We start from the raw sequence: 13,499 nt of genomic DNA on the forward strand, positions 1-13,499 counted from the left end.
CCTTGGCGCGGCGTGTGTTAGCAAGATTGCCGGAACGGAATTCGGGGGGATTTCAATGCGCTATCTGTGGGTCGCGGCAATTGGCGCAGCGATTGTCAGTGGACCGGTAGCGGGCAAACCCGCGCCGAAGCGGGTGCCGATTCCCAAGGAATTCCCGAATGTGCTGGCCGTTTGCCCGCCGCCGATGATCCTGACAATGCCGCCGCCGCCTGCTCCCTAGGTCCGGGCGCCTTCGCCAAAGGGAAATCCGGGAGCCTGGGTGACCACCAATGACTACCCCTCGGCAGCGCTCCGCAATGAAATCTCTGGCGTCGCCCGTTTTCGCGCAATCGTGGGACCGGACGGGCGGGTCAGCGATTGCGAAGTCATCGAGACGAGCGGTTCCAATGTTCTCGACGCGGCGACTTGCAGGCTGATTGTCCGGCGCGCGCGGTTCAATCCGGCGCTGGACGAGGGCGGCAACCCGACATCGGGCTATTATACGACCAATGTGCGGTGGATGATCCCGCTCGACTTGCCGCCGGAGCCAGGGACTTCAACTCAAAGCTATGTGGTCGGCCCTGATGGAACGCTTTCCAATTGCCGCGTGAAAGAAACGGATGGCGTGGAGAGTTCGGGAACTTCGGCCTGCCCTGCCGAGATTATGGACGGCAGCTTCAAGGACTCCGCTGGCAAGCCCGTTTCTCGGCGGGTTCTGGTGAAATACCAGGTCACGCTCGCCAATGCGCCAACAGGGACCGATGCGCGCCCCCCGGCCCCGCGGACTTGGCGCGGCACCAACACACTGTCAATCGCAGGAACGCGCGTAACCGAGGTTATTGTCGAAACCGACGGCAAGGTCAGCGATTGCCGTATCGTAAAACTTACCGGGCCGATTGCCGCGCAGGTCGAACTCGGCACGAACGACTGCCCCAAACGTTACGAACGCGGCTACGCGGCGGCGAACGGTGAATTGGTGCCCACGCTGGTGCGGATGACCGAAACGACGGTGATAGCCCCGGTAGATAAGCGCCGTTGACCGGGTTCCCGGGTATCCCGATGGACCTTGGGGCAAATCCACCTGACAGGGCTGGACCTTGCCGATACAAAGTCCTATCTTGCAGCCACCGATGAAGCGCATCATTCTCGCCTTTCTCGCCCTTCTGGGGCTCGTCGCACAAAGCGCGCCGGTTCAGGCGCGCATGTGCGGGGTCGGGAGCGAGCAGGTCGGAGCGGTTTCTTCTGTTCGCGTCCAGCGGCAGGCGCTCACCGCACAAGTGGCGCCCAGCGCCGCCGCTGTCGCCAAGCCTGACCGGAAAGATCGCGATTGCACCCCCGCTGCGGCGGAGCGCAAGCGCCCGGTCTATATCCCCGCAGTCCAGCTCGGAAGCGACCGCGCGCGCGAATAGCGCCGATGTGCAGCTCTGACGGATGCCAGTCAGCGCGCGTCTGCGCCTGACGCCCTCTCCAATACCATCGCATTTTCGCGCCCGACGGCGCCCCCGTAAATTCAGGAAATCCCTATGATCGGCGCCATTGCCAAGCGCATTTTCGGCTCATCCAACGACCGTTATGTAAAGTCCCTCGACAAGATCGTCCGCCAAATTGCAGCCTTCGAGCCCACGCTCGAGGCGCTTTCCGATGACGAACTGCGCGCCCAGACTGATAAGTTCCGCGCCCAGCTGGCAGAGGGCCAGAGCCTCGACGATATCCTGCCCGAAGCCTTCGCCACGGTGCGCGAAGCTTCGAAGCGCGTGCTCGGCATGCGCCATTTCGATGTGCAGATGATCGGCGGCATCGTGCTCCATCGCGGCGAAATCGCCGAAATGCGCACGGGTGAAGGCAAGACGCTGGTGGCAACGCTGGCGGTCTATCTCAACGCGATCGAGGGCAAGGGCGTCCACGTCGTCACGGTCAACGATTACCTCGCCCGCCGTGACGCCGACTGGATGGGCCAGATCTACAAGTTCCTCGGCCTGACCGTGGGCGTGATCGTGCCCAACCTGGTCGAGGAAGAGCGCCGCGTCGCCTACGAATCCGACATTACCTACGCGACGAACAACGAACTTGGCTTCGATTACCTGCGCGACAACATGAAGCATGAACGGTCGCAGATGGTGCACCGCCCCTTCAACTTCGCCATCGTCGATGAAGTCGACTCGATCCTGATCGACGAAGCGCGCACCCCGCTGATCATCTCCGGCCCGACGGACGACAAGAGCGACCTTTACGTCTCGGTCGACGCCATCGTGAAGCGCCTGCCCGAGGAGCTCTACGAAAAGGACGAGAAGACCAAGTCGATCACGCTGACCGAAGACGGTGTCGAATGGGCCGAGCGTGAGCTGGAAAACGCCGGGCTGCTCGAAGGGTCGAACCTTTACGACGTCGAGAACACGCAGGTCGTCCACCACCTCAACGAAGCGCTGCGCGCCGTGATCATGTTCAAGCGTGACGACGACTATGTGGTCGAAGACGGCAAGATCGTGATCATCGACGAGTTCACCGGCCGCAAGATGGACGGCCGCCGCTGGTCGAACGGTCTGCACCAGGCGGTTGAGGCCAAGGAAGGCGTCCAGATCGAGCCCGAGAACCAGACCATGGCCTCGATCACCTTCCAGAACTATTTCCGCATGTACCCCAAGCTGGGCGGCATGACCGGCACGGCGGCGACCGAAGCGGCCGAATTCTTCGACATCTACAAGATGAATGTCGTCACCATCCCGACGAACATCCCGGTCAAGCGCATCGACGAAGAGGACGAGTTCTACAAGAACACGGCCGACAAGTTCGCCGCCATCGCCAAGCTGATCCGCGAACGCAGCGACAGCGGCCAGCCGGTGCTGGTCGGCACGGTCTCGATCGAGAAGAGCGAGCTGCTGTCCGATTACCTCAACAAGGAGGGCGTCAAGCACGCGGTTCTGAACGCACGCTTCCACGAAATGGAAGCCCACATCGTCGCTCAGGCCGGACGGCTCGGTGCGGTGACCGTGGCCACCAACATGGCCGGCCGCGGCACCGACATACAGCTGGGCGGCAATGCCGAGTTCCGCATCAATGATGAGCTCAGGGACTTTCCGGAAGGCGAGAAGCATGATGCCGGGGTCGAACGCATCAAGGCCGAAGTCGCCGCCGAAAAGGAGGCCGTGCTGGCCGCAGGCGGGCTCTGCGTGATCGGCACCGAACGCCACGAAAGCCGCCGTATCGATAACCAGCTGCGAGGCCGTTCGGGCCGTCAGGGCGATCCGGGCATGTCGAAGTTCTACCTCTGCCTCGAGGATGACCTGCTGCGCATCTTCGGCCCCGACACGCTGTTCAGCCGCATGATGAATTCGAACCTTGCCGATGGCGAAGCGATCGGCTCCAAGTGGCTGTCGAAGGCGATCGAGACCGCGCAGAAGAAGGTCGAAGCGCGCAATTACGACATCCGCAAGCAGGTCGTCGAATACGATGACGTGATGAACGACCAGCGCAAGGTGATCTACGAACAGCGCGCCGACATCATGGACGCCGATGCTGTGGATGACGTTGTTGTCGACATGCGCCGCGATACCGTCAACGCGCTGGTCGGCGATGCCTGCCCTCCCGGGTCCTATCCCGAACAGTGGGACGTGGCAGGCCTGAAAGACCGCCTTGCCGACGTGCTGGGCATCGAAATTCCCTTCGAGGCATGGATCGAGGAAGACGGCATCGATCCCGAAGAGGTCGAGGAACGCGTGTCCAGGCTCGCTGACGAGGCGATGGATGCCAAGATGATCGACAATCAGGAGATCTGGCGCCAGGTCGAGAAGAGCGTCCTGCTCGAACGGCTCGACCATTACTGGAAGGAACACCTCGCCACGCTCGACGCGCTGCGCCAGGTGGTCTTCCTGCGCGCCTATGCGCAGAAGCAGCCGATCAATGAGTACAAGCGCGAAGCGTTCAGCCTGTTCGAGCGCATGCTTGAGGCGATCCGCGAGGACGTGACCAAGATCCTGTCGACGAGCCAGCTGCAATTCGCACCCCAGCCTGAGCTGCCCGACCTGCCCGACTTCCTGACGGGTCACATCGATCCGTTCACCGGCGAGAACGATGCCTACAAGCCGCTGGTCGGTTCGGAAGCCATGCTGGCAACGCTCGGCACGGCAGCGCCGACGGCGGAACATGCCGCGCTGGGCAAGGATCCCTATGAAGCGCTGGGCCTGTCGCGCAATGCGCCGTGCCCGTGTGGTTCAGGCGCGAAGTACAAGCACTGCCACGGGGCGGCTGCTTGATGAAATGAGGCGCCCCGGTTTCGGCCGGGGCCAGTCTTACACCGGATCAAGCACGACTACCGGTATCAGCCGCTCAGTGCGCGACTGGTATATGTCGTAATTCGGCCAGTTCTTCACGCATTGCGCCCAGATTTCCTCGCGTTCGGGGGATTCAGCGGTGCGCGCGCGAGCCTTGAACACGCGGTCCTTGATCTGGACTTCACAGTCCGGGTCTTCGAGCAGGTTGAGATACCACTGCGGATGTTCGGGCCAACCGCCCTTGCTGGCGATGATCACCGGCGCATCGCCGACCTGCGTATAGATGATCGCGATGGTCCGCTTCTGCTTGCTCTTGCGGCCGGTGAAGGTCAGCAGCAGGGTGGTGACCCCGTTCCAGATATAGCCGGTTTCGCCATTGGTTTCACGGTAGACCCGGACGTGCTCCTCACCCTTCAGGCTGAGGTCGGTGCCCGGCACGGACTGGACTTTCGACGTATCGACCACTGGCTTCTCCCAAACACGTTCTGACAGGCGACAGAAATGCCACGGGCAGACCGCGCTTGTCCAGAAAGATCGAAAAGGGGAATGATTATTCGCTAATGCGAATCTAGATCAGGGCGGGACCACAGGTGCGATAGCTCGGATCGTCAGGCCTTCTTGAGCCCATCGGACATTGCATGCCCAGAAGGCCAGCATCCCAATCTGCCGAGTCCGGATAGTGTCGGAACCAGTCCGTCATAACGAGCCGCTCGGCAATCCGCCATTCGTCTCCGCGCATTTCAAAACGATCGAGGTAACGCCCCGCTCCGATGACGTCCTGCTTCACGCCATCAACCGTTATCCGGTGGTAGCCGTAGAAATAGGATTCAACCGACGCCTGATGGCTTTCGATCGCGATCAGTATGTTGCCGATCATGTGCAGTGTCTGGTCCATCTGGCCCATGATCGGAAAGGCCCAGTCGATGAACTCCTCGGCATTTCCGCGAAAGGCCAGGTGTTGATCATCGCAATCGGGCCAGTAGGCGCTGCGGATCATTTCAGCATCGAGCCGGTCCACGCCGCGGGCATAGCGATACAGACATTCGCGGATAGCCTCCCGGTCGGCCAGCTCGGTCATGATTTGCGATGTGGGTGTTGTCATCGTTTGTCTCCCAGATGGCTTGCGGCGATCATCCGACTTGCCTGCATCGGAACAGGTCGAGCTTCCAGTTGCGATCTATGATACACGATGTATCAAAAACGCAAGAGATACAGTGATCGCACTGACACAGCGGGAGAAAGACGATGAAGGCCTGGCTATTCACCGGCGTTGGCGAACCTTTGCAGATGATCGATCGTGCCGACCCTGTTCCCGGGCCGGGGCAGGTGGTGATTGATGTAAAGGCAGCAGGCCTGTGCCACAGCGACTGCGGGTTCCTTGATGGAACTTTGACCTGGATGTTGCCCGGCCTTCCGATGATCCTCGGCCATGAAGTCGCCGGCGAGATCAGCGCCGTGGGTGATGGTGTCACCGACCATGAAGTTGGCGAGCGCGTGGTTTTGAACGGACCCGAGGAATTTGCCGCCGGCTGGCGGGTGGATGGCGGCTATGCAACCAAGTGCCTTGCCATGGCATCCGGCTTGGTGAAGCTGCCTCCAGAGGTCAGCTATATGCAAGGCGCCGCGGCAACAGATGCCGGCATGACAAGCTATGGCGCGATCATGGGCAGCGGACAGATGCAGACGGGACAGAAAGTCGGTATCATCGGCCTTGGCGGCCTGGGCATGACGGGCGCCCGCATCGCAGTGGTCAATGGCGGCGAGGTCTATGCCGCGGAACCGCGCCGCGAGACGTGGGACAAGGCCAGGGCGCTGGGACTTCGCGAAATCGTGGCCGACGTGTCCGAACTGGCGCAGTTTCAGTGTGATCTGATCGTCGACTTCGCTGGCTTCGGCACGACGACTGCGGGTGCCATCAGCGCAGTGAAACCCGGCGGCACTGTGGTTCAGGTCGGGCTCGGCAAGACCGAAGCGACGATCAACACCGCCGAACTTACCGGCAAGATGGTCACCCTGCGCGGATCGCGCGGCGGTGCCATGCCCGGCGCGACTGAGGCCGTGATCGCACATATGGCTCGGGGCGAGCTTGAGATCGAGGCAAACGCGCTGGGCTTTGATGAAATTCCGCAGGGTTTGGACCGCCTCAAGGCCGGCGGCGTCGTTGGACGTCTGGTCGCGACGCCATGACCGCGCTTGCCGGTAAGACCGCGCTGGTCACCGGGGCAAGTCGCGGACTGGGCAGGTCGATTGCCCTGAAGCTGGCGAGCGAAGGTGCGCTGGTTGCTGTCAACTACGCAGAAAATGCGAAGGCGGCGCAGGAGACGCTCGATCTGATCGCGGCATCCGGCGGCAAGGCTTTTGCCGTTCAGGCGAAGCTGGGCGGTGCTGCCGGTGCCGCGCAATTGGCTGCGGGCCTTGATGCCGCCCTGATCGAGCATAAGGGGTCGGGCCAGCTGGATATCCTCGTCAACAACATCGGAGGCGGGGATTACGGCCGGATCACGGATGTTGACGAAGGCCAGTTCGATCAGGTTTTCAGCAACAATGTGCGAGGTGCATTTTTCCTTACCCAGGCGCTGCACCCGCGGATCGCAGACGGCGGGAGAGTGATCAATCTGTCCTCTGTCGGGGCGAGGCTGACCGATCCGGGGATCATTCTCTACACGATGGCCAAGGCCGCGCTGGATGCCTTCACGCGGGTCCTTGCCGGCGAACTTGGACCGCGCGGCATCACAGTCAACGGCGTTGCGCCCGGATTTACAGCGGGGGAGACGAACCTGCATGTCACTGAAGATCCGGTCGCTGCCAGAGCGGTTACCGATAATACGGCGCTGCGGCGCTTCGGCACGCCCGAAGAGATTGCCGACATTGTCTTCGCCCTCGCTTCGCCGCTTGGCCGCTGGGTCACTGCGCAGACGATCGACGCCAGCGGCGGGTTCAAGCTCTGATGGCCCGCGTCGTAAGGTTTCATGCGTTCGGCGGGGCGGAAGTTCTCTCGCTTGACGAAGCCGAAGTCCGCGATCCCGGGCCGGGTGAAGTCAGGATTGCCGTCGCGGCATTTGGCCTCAACCGTGTGGAGGCCCTGTTCCGCAGCGGCGCCATGGGCCCCGTCCAGTTTCCTAGCCGGATTGGCTATGAAGCCGCCGGAATTGTCACGGCAATCGGCGCAGGGGTCAGCGACTGGAAGGTCGGCGACCGGGTTGCGACACTCTACGGACTGTCGATGGAAGACTTTGGCACCCATGCGGAAGAGATTGTCTATCCAGCCGAAATGCTGGTGCCCGTGCCACAGTCGCAAACCTTCGAGGAGGCGGCGGCAAGCTGGATGCAATGCGGCACCGCTTGGGCGCTCATTGCCGCGGGCAGCATCGCGCCGGGCGATGTGGTCGCGATAACTGCGGCCTCTTCGTCGGTCGGTATCGCCGCCATCCAGCTCGCCAACGCTTGCGGGGCCTTTCCGATTGCCGTCACGCGCGGCCGTGAGAAGGCGGAGGCGCTGCTGGCTGCCGGCGCGGCACACGTTATTGCCAGCGATGAAGAAGATGTGGCTACGCGCTTGCTGGACCTTACCGGCGGGCAGGGAGTCCGGATCCTGTTCGATGCGCTGGGCGGCGCGCCGCTGGCGGCCATGATCCCGGCGGTCGCACCGGGCGGCATCGTTATCGCCTATGGCATGCTTGCCGGCTACACGGTGGAACTGCCGTTGCCGGCCATGATGCTCGCCAATCTGACCGTCCGGGGGTTTTCTGCTGACAGCATCGTTCGCGATGCCGGCGCGCGGGCAAGGATGATCGATTGGCTGTTGCCACGCTTGGCGAGCGGTTCGCTGGGCCCGCTGATCGACAGCATCTATCCGCTTGAAGCCATTGTCGAGGCGCACCGCCGACTGGAGAGCAACCAGCAGATCGGCAAGATCGTCGTCACCATCTGAACCGGGAGAAGCACAATGGCTGAAGCCACCGAGATTTCTGCCATCGTCAATTGCCTCAACCTTTACGCCATCGCCGTCGATAGCCAGTGCTGGGACCTGTTCGACCAGGTTTTCACCGAAGATATCACGGCGGACTTTGGTGGGCAGGCGGTGTGGAAAGGCCGGACAGACCTGAAAGCCGCCTTTGCCATGATCCATGAATCCTTTGCCTCAACCCAGCACGTCACGACCAATCATCACGTTTCGGTTTCGGGGAATGACGCCTCATCGATCAGCTATGTCCACGGACGTTTCATCCGGACTGTCCCGCAAGGTGGATCGATGTTCGAATCGACCGGCTGGTACGAGGACCGTCTGGTCCGCCACCCAGAAGGCTGGCGCATCGCGCGCCGATCCTGCCGGATGCAGTGGTGGGGCGGCAATCCGGCGGTGCTGGAAACGGCACCCGGGGTTAAGGTCGATCCGGTGCTGGACAGCATGAAGGATCATGCCGCGAGTCCCGCAGGCATCGCTCATATCGCGTCGCTGCTGAACGGGGCCTAGCCGCGGCGCTTCAGCCGAACCAGGACTTCATCCAGCGCGGACAGAAACCGTGAGCGGTCGGTCTTTGAAAACGGGGCCGGACCGCCGATAACGTCACCGCCCGCGCGCAAGTCGGCCATGATCGCACGGGTGGCGATGGCGCTCCCGATGGAATTGAGCGTGAAGGGCTTGCCGGTGGGCGAAATCGCGGTGCCACCGGCTTTCAAGCAGCGGTCGGCGAGCAGGATATCCGCGGTGATGCAGACGGTACCGGGGGCGGCGCGCTCGGCAATCCAGTCATCCGCGGCGTCAAAGCCATCGCTGACAACGATGCGGCTGATCAGTTCGTGCTGCGGCACGCGGATCGGGCTGTTGCTGACCACGGTAACCGGAACGCCATGCCGGAAGGCGACCTTGTAGATCTCCTCCTTTACCGGACAGGCATCGGCATCGACGTGGATCGCGATCATTTGGGCGTCTTGGGGCCCTTGCGGTGGACGAACTTGCGCTGTGCGCGCGGCGCGTGCTTGCCGCCGCTGCCGCCTGGGCCGGAACGGGGAGGACCATCGCCCCGCGGGCCATTGTCGCGTGGACCGTGATTGCGGGGGCCATCGCGGTACGATCGATTACCGTGAGCATTGTCACGGCGGCCTTCGTGCGAACGCGGCGCTTCGTCACGCGGCTTGCCTTCGATGGCGACGATCTCGACATCGGGATCTTCTTCGGCGGTGCGCTTCACGGCATCGAGGAAGCGCGCAGCCATCGGGCCGGCAATCTCGAACAGTGTCTCGTCCGCCGTGAGGCGAATCGCGCCGATATCGGTGCGGCTGACATGGCCGCGGCGGCACAGCAGCGGCAGGATCCAGCGCGGATCAGCGTTCTGGCGGCGGCCGACGTTGAGCCGGAACCACGAGCTGCCTTCGAAGCCCGGGCGCGGACCGCGCTGCGGGGCGGAAGCCTCGGCAGCGAGCAGTTCCTCGGGCTGGGGCAGACGCGAGCGGTGCGCCTGGACGAGGGCCACGGCGATATCTTCGGCGCTGCGCTCGGTGAGCAGGCGCGCGGCGAGTTCGCGGTCGCCTTCGCCGGCCTCAACCGGCGCGAGCAGGGCGGAAAGCAGGCGCTCGCTATCAGCCGCGCGGATTTCGGCAGCCGACGGTGCGTTGATCCACTCGGCCGGAACGCGGGCATCGCGCAGCATGGATTCGACCCGGCGGCGGCGCGGGTAAGGCACGATAAGAATCGCCGTGCCCTTCTTGCCGGCACGTCCGGTACGGCCTGAACGGTGCTGGAGCACTTCGGCATCGCGCGGGATTTCGACGTGGACGACCAGCGACAAGGTGGGAAGATCGATGCCGCGCGCGGCAACGTCAGTGGCAACGCAGACGCGGGCACGGCGGTCGCGGAGGGCCTGAAGGGCGTGGTTGCGTTCGTTCTGACTGTGCTCGCCTGAAAGCGCGACGGCAGCGAAGCCGCGCTCGGTCAGGCTGGCGTGAAGGTGGCGGACATTGTCGCGCGTGGCGCAGAACAGCATCGCTGTTTCGGCTTCGTGCAGGCGCAGGACGTTGACCACGGTGTTTTCGATGTCAGCCGGCGCAACGGCCATCGCCTGATAGGCAATGTCACCGTGTCCGCGTTCCGAATCAACGGTCGAGATGCGCAGCGCGTCCTGCTGATAGCGCTTGGCGAGCGCGACGATCGGCTTGGGCATCGTTGCCGAGAACAGCAGCGTGCGGCGGCCTTCGGGTGTGGCGTCGAGCAGTTCCTCAAGGTCTTCGCGGAAACCCATGTCGAGCATTTCGTCGGCCTCGTCGAGGACGGCGACCGAGAGTTCGCGCAGGTCGAGCGAGCCGCGCTCAAGGTGATCGCGTAGGCGCCCGGGGGTGCCAACGACGATATGCGCGCCCTGGCTCAGCGCGCGGCGTTCCTTCGACGGGTCCATGCCGCCAACGCAGGTGGCAACGCGTACGCCGGTAGCGGTGAACAGCCAGTCAAGCTCGCGGCTGACCTGCAGGGCAAGTTCGCGGGTCGGAGCAACAACCAGCGCCAGCGGCGCCATGGCGAAACGCGCTCGGCCGCCATCGTCGAGCAGTTGCGGTGCCATGGCGAGGCCGAATGCGACGGTCTTGCCCGAGCCGGTCTGCGCGGACACCAGCAAATCGCGGCCGACCGCTTCGGGTTCGAGCACGGCGGCCTGAACGGCGGTGGGCGCGGCATAGCCACGGGCGGTCAGGGCATCGCCCAGCAGCGTGAAAGTCGTGTTGAAAGTCATGGTCTCTATCTTCGATGGGCAGCATCACAGGCTGCTGGGAACATCGCTTGACAGACCAAGGTGCGGAATCGCCGCGGCTGATTGCGATGAAGAAAAATGGCTCCCTGAGTAGGATTCGAACCTACGGCCACTCGATTAACAGTCGAGAGCTCTACCGCTGAGCTATCAGGGAACAAACCCGGCAACTGCGGTCAATGCCGGGGCAGGGGTGCGCCTATAGCAGCGCTGATACGTTTGGCAACAGGGTAAGTTCACACTTGGAACTGTTCTGCGAAAATCCTTTCCTCAAGCGACTTGCCGGGATCGAAAAGCAGGGTCAGCTGGTGCTGGCGCGCCACGGAAATGTGGACTTCGGCGACGTTGCGCACTTCCTTCTGGTCGGCCACGGCGGCGACGGGGCGCTTGTCCGGTTCGCGCACGCAGAAACACACCTCGGCGCTGTCAGGCAGAATCGCGCCCTTCCAGCGGCGCGGGCGGAACGGGCTGAGCGGGGTGAGCGCCAGCATGCCGCAACCGAGCGGCAGGATCGGGCCGTTGGCGGAGAGGTTATAAGCGGTGGAGCCGGCGGGCGTTGCCACCAGAACGCCGTCGCCCGCCAGTTCGGCCATGCGGACCTTGCCGTTGACTTTGACCTCAAGTTTCGCGGTCTGGCGGGTTTCGCGCAGCAGCGACACCTCGTTGATGGCGTAGTACTTGTGCTCTTTCCCGCCGATGGTTCGGGCTCGCATTTCCAGCGGCACGACAGCCACTTCGCGGGCGCGGGCGACCCGCTCGGCAATCGGCCGCGAGCCGCGATGGCGGTTCATGAGGAAGCCGACAGTGCCCAGGTTCACGCCATAGACCGGCACCACCCGGCCATGATCGAGCATCCGGTGCAGCACGTGCAGCATGAAGCCATCGCCGCCCAGTACGACCAGCGCGTCGGCCTTGTCCGCACGCACCCAGTCATGTGCGCCGCGCAGCGCTTCTGCGCCTTCCTGCGCCTTGGCCGTATCGGATACGACCAGCGCCAGTTTGAAGTCCTTGCCCATGGTGCGTGCCTCGTATCGGGTGCCCCGGAATTTGGCAACGAATCGCTGCGTCTTGAACATTTTGCAAACCATTAGGGATATGGCCGGGACCATGGATGTGCTTGCCTTGGCTGAACGTGACGCGCTGACCGGCCTGATGGGCCCCGATGCCGCGCGCCAGCAGTTGGGGCGCTGGCTGGATGAAGGGCCGGTGCACGCGCTGCTACTCGCTTTCCCGCGGCTTGATGCGATCAACCTCGCCTGGGGCGCGAGCGCCGGCGATGGCGCGCTGGCCGAGGTTGCTACGCGGCTGACCCATTACGCCGGTAGCGAGATCGACGCCGCGTGGTTCGCCGCCCGGATTGGCGGTGGCAGTTTCCTGCTGGCGTCGCGCGAAGCCTGCAGCCGTGAACGCTGGGCGATCATCGCCGAGGGGCTGGCTGAGGCGGTCGCGCGGCCCATCGGCGCGCAGGCGGGTGACATGCGGCTCTCACCCCGACTTGCCCTGCTGCGGGCGGCGCCGGGCGAGGATGCCGAATCAGTACTTGATCGGCTGGGGCAGGCGCAATCGGCGCTGGGGCAGAAATCATCACAGCGGATCGGCTGGGTGGGAGGCAAGGTATCAGGCGTGGGCCGCAGCGCCGCGCGTCTTGATGCCGACCTGCTGCAGGCGATTGACCGTGACGAGATCGAGATCCTGTTCCAGCCGCAATATGCGCTGCCGGGCGATGCGCTAATCGGGGCGGAAGCGCTGGCCCGGTGGCAGCATCCCAAACTTGGCTTGATCGGTGCAGGCGCGCTGTTCGCCATTGCCGAGCGGGCGGATCACGTGGCGCAGCTTTCGCACCATATCGCGGCCAAGGCCTGCAAGTTGGCGGCAAGCTGGCCGGATCATTTGCACCTGTCGATCAACGTGACGGCGGCCGATCTGGCGGCGGACAATTACGCCGAAGTCCTGTCCGGCATCGTCGCGCGCAGCGGCATGGCGGCGGATCGGATCGTCCTCGAAGTCACCGAACAGGCGCTGGTCTGGGACATTGCGCTGGCCCGCCGCTCGCTTACCACGCTGGTCGGGCAGGGCATGGGCGTGGCGCTCGACGATTTCGGCGCGGGGTTCTGCAACTTCCGTTACCTGAAATTGCTGCCGCTGCAGAAGCTCAAGCTAGACAGGACGATGGTCGAGGGGATCGCCGAAGATTCCCGTGATCTGGCCGTGCTGCGCGGCATCGTCGCCATGGCGCGCGCGCTGGACCTAGGCGTGCTGGCCGAGGGTATCGAGAACGAGGCCCAGCGCGCGGCGGTTGAGGCTGAGGGGTGCTCGGCTTGGCAAGGCTTCCTTGGTGCGAAGCCGATGGGGGCGGGGGCTTTTGCGGAGTTGTTTTAGAAGGGGTTCACGCAGAGGCGCAGAGAAAAAATTGAGGCGCAGAGATGTCGCGCTTTGCCGCAAGGCACCTTCATCAATCCGCTTTCACTTGATCCGTACCGTCAGAGAATGAAAGCGGCATAGCCGCGAGCGATGC

General features: G+C 63.5%; 14 protein-coding genes and 1 tRNA gene. 9 read left to right on the forward strand and 6 right to left on the reverse strand.

Going from position 1 to position 13,499, the window contains the following annotated elements; all coding sequences use genetic code 11:
- The first annotated feature begins 55 nt into the window (after window positions 1-55).
- The 4 genes from WG900_RS08265 (at window position 56) to secA (ending at window position 4,229) form a co-directional block, all read left to right on the forward strand.
- The gene (locus tag WG900_RS08265; protein WP_339966235.1) at window positions 56-220 is read left to right on the forward strand and encodes a hypothetical protein; all 165 of its coding nucleotides are present in this window, start codon (window positions 56-58) and stop codon (window positions 218-220) included.
- 39 nt (window positions 221-259) lie between these two features.
- A complete protein-coding gene (locus WG900_RS08270; protein WP_339966237.1) occupies window positions 260-1,018 on the forward strand; it encodes an energy transducer TonB in 759 nt (252 codons plus the stop codon).
- Window positions 1,019-1,109: 91 nt separating this feature from the next.
- Entirely contained in the window at window positions 1,110-1,388 is a 279-nt protein-coding gene (locus WG900_RS08275; protein ID WP_339966238.1) for a hypothetical protein, read from the forward strand.
- Between the two features lie 114 nt (window positions 1,389-1,502).
- Complete coding sequence (gene secA, locus WG900_RS08280; RefSeq protein ID WP_339966240.1) at window positions 1,503-4,229, forward strand: preprotein translocase subunit SecA; 2,727 nt, start codon at window positions 1,503-1,505, stop codon at window positions 4,227-4,229.
- 36 nt (window positions 4,230-4,265) lie between these two features.
- Here the strand turns inward: secA and WG900_RS08285 are convergent, their stop codons facing one another.
- Together WG900_RS08285 and WG900_RS08290 are read right to left on the reverse strand one after the other, a co-directional pair.
- On the reverse strand, window positions 4,266-4,712 hold the full coding sequence (locus WG900_RS08285) for a nitroreductase family deazaflavin-dependent oxidoreductase (RefSeq protein WP_339966242.1): 447 nt from the start codon (window positions 4,710-4,712) through the stop codon (window positions 4,266-4,268).
- Between the two features lie 103 nt (window positions 4,713-4,815).
- The gene (locus tag WG900_RS08290; protein ID WP_339966244.1) at window positions 4,816-5,325 is read right to left on the reverse strand and encodes a nuclear transport factor 2 family protein; all 510 of its coding nucleotides are present in this window, start codon (window positions 5,323-5,325) and stop codon (window positions 4,816-4,818) included.
- 167 nt (window positions 5,326-5,492) lie between these two features.
- Here WG900_RS08290 and WG900_RS08295 point away from each other — a divergent pair, with 167 nt between their 5' ends.
- From WG900_RS08295 to WG900_RS08310, 4 genes are read left to right on the forward strand one after another with little or no spacing between them, the layout of a single operon-like run.
- On the forward strand, window positions 5,493-6,434 hold the full coding sequence (locus tag WG900_RS08295; protein WP_339966245.1) for an alcohol dehydrogenase catalytic domain-containing protein: 942 nt from the start codon (window positions 5,493-5,495) through the stop codon (window positions 6,432-6,434).
- Complete coding sequence (locus WG900_RS08300) at window positions 6,431-7,195, forward strand: SDR family NAD(P)-dependent oxidoreductase (protein ID WP_339966246.1); 765 nt, start codon at window positions 6,431-6,433, stop codon at window positions 7,193-7,195. Before WG900_RS08295 ends, WG900_RS08300 begins: the two co-directional genes overlap by 4 nt.
- A complete protein-coding gene (locus tag WG900_RS08305; protein ID WP_339966247.1) occupies window positions 7,195-8,178 on the forward strand; it encodes a zinc-dependent alcohol dehydrogenase family protein in 984 nt (327 codons plus the stop codon). Before WG900_RS08300 ends, WG900_RS08305 begins: the two co-directional genes overlap by 1 nt.
- A gap of 15 nt (window positions 8,179-8,193) precedes the next feature.
- The gene (locus WG900_RS08310; RefSeq protein WP_339966248.1) at window positions 8,194-8,721 is read left to right on the forward strand and encodes a nuclear transport factor 2 family protein; all 528 of its coding nucleotides are present in this window, start codon (window positions 8,194-8,196) and stop codon (window positions 8,719-8,721) included.
- On the opposite strand, the gene WG900_RS08315 is transcribed toward WG900_RS08310, so the two are convergent.
- From WG900_RS08315 to WG900_RS08330, 4 genes are all read right to left on the reverse strand, one after another.
- Complete coding sequence (locus tag WG900_RS08315) at window positions 8,718-9,170, reverse strand: YaiI/YqxD family protein (RefSeq protein ID WP_417597283.1); 453 nt, start codon at window positions 9,168-9,170, stop codon at window positions 8,718-8,720. The two genes, WG900_RS08310 and WG900_RS08315, sit on opposite strands and share 4 nt — an antisense overlap.
- Entirely contained in the window at window positions 9,167-10,969 is a 1,803-nt protein-coding gene (locus WG900_RS08320) for a DEAD/DEAH box helicase (RefSeq protein WP_339966249.1), read from the reverse strand. The genes WG900_RS08315 and WG900_RS08320 overlap by 4 nt, the downstream gene beginning before the upstream one ends.
- Before the next feature lie 97 nt (window positions 10,970-11,066).
- Window positions 11,067-11,141 (reverse strand) — tRNA-Asn (locus WG900_RS08325).
- A 79-nt stretch (window positions 11,142-11,220) separates the two neighbouring features.
- Entirely contained in the window at window positions 11,221-12,000 is a 780-nt protein-coding gene (locus WG900_RS08330; RefSeq protein ID WP_339966514.1) for an NAD kinase, read from the reverse strand.
- A gap of 91 nt (window positions 12,001-12,091) precedes the next feature.
- Between WG900_RS08330 and WG900_RS08335 the strand changes: the two genes are divergently transcribed.
- Window positions 12,092-13,363 carry a bifunctional diguanylate cyclase/phosphodiesterase gene (locus tag WG900_RS08335; RefSeq protein ID WP_339966251.1) on the forward strand — a complete coding sequence of 424 codons (1,272 nt, stop codon included), beginning with the start codon at window positions 12,092-12,094 and terminating at the stop codon, window positions 13,361-13,363.
- The last annotated feature ends 136 nt before the right edge of the window (window positions 13,364-13,499 follow it).

This window comes from Novosphingobium aquae, from assembly GCF_037572715.1.
GTDB classification, from domain to species: Bacteria; Pseudomonadota; Alphaproteobacteria; order Sphingomonadales; family Sphingomonadaceae; genus Novosphingobium; species Novosphingobium aquae.

Coding starts and splice junctions, on each gene's coding strand:
- WG900_RS08310 (WP_339966248.1), top strand. CDS start 8,194: ATGGCTGAAGCCACCGAGATTTCTGCCATCGTCAATTGCCTCAACCTT.
- secA (WP_339966240.1), top strand. CDS start 1,503: ATGATCGGCGCCATTGCCAAGCGCATTTTCGGCTCATCCAACGACCGT.
- WG900_RS08265 (WP_339966235.1), top strand. CDS start 56: ATGCGCTATCTGTGGGTCGCGGCAATTGGCGCAGCGATTGTCAGTGGA.
- WG900_RS08300 (WP_339966246.1), top strand. CDS start 6,431: ATGACCGCGCTTGCCGGTAAGACCGCGCTGGTCACCGGGGCAAGTCGC.
- WG900_RS08320 (WP_339966249.1), bottom strand. CDS start 10,969: ATGACTTTCAACACGACTTTCACGCTGCTGGGCGATGCCCTGACCGCC.
- WG900_RS08335 (WP_339966251.1), top strand. CDS start 12,092: ATGGATGTGCTTGCCTTGGCTGAACGTGACGCGCTGACCGGCCTGATG.
- WG900_RS08305 (WP_339966247.1), top strand. CDS start 7,195: ATGGCCCGCGTCGTAAGGTTTCATGCGTTCGGCGGGGCGGAAGTTCTC.
- WG900_RS08295 (WP_339966245.1), top strand. CDS start 5,493: ATGAAGGCCTGGCTATTCACCGGCGTTGGCGAACCTTTGCAGATGATC.
- WG900_RS08290 (WP_339966244.1), bottom strand. CDS start 5,325: ATGACCGAGCTGGCCGACCGGGAGGCTATCCGCGAATGTCTGTATCGC.
- WG900_RS08275 (WP_339966238.1), top strand. CDS start 1,110: ATGAAGCGCATCATTCTCGCCTTTCTCGCCCTTCTGGGGCTCGTCGCA.
- WG900_RS08330 (WP_339966514.1), bottom strand. CDS start 12,000: ATGGGCAAGGACTTCAAACTGGCGCTGGTCGTATCCGATACGGCCAAG.
- WG900_RS08315 (WP_417597283.1), bottom strand. CDS start 9,170: ATGATCGCGATCCACGTCGATGCCGATGCCTGTCCGGTAAAGGAGGAG.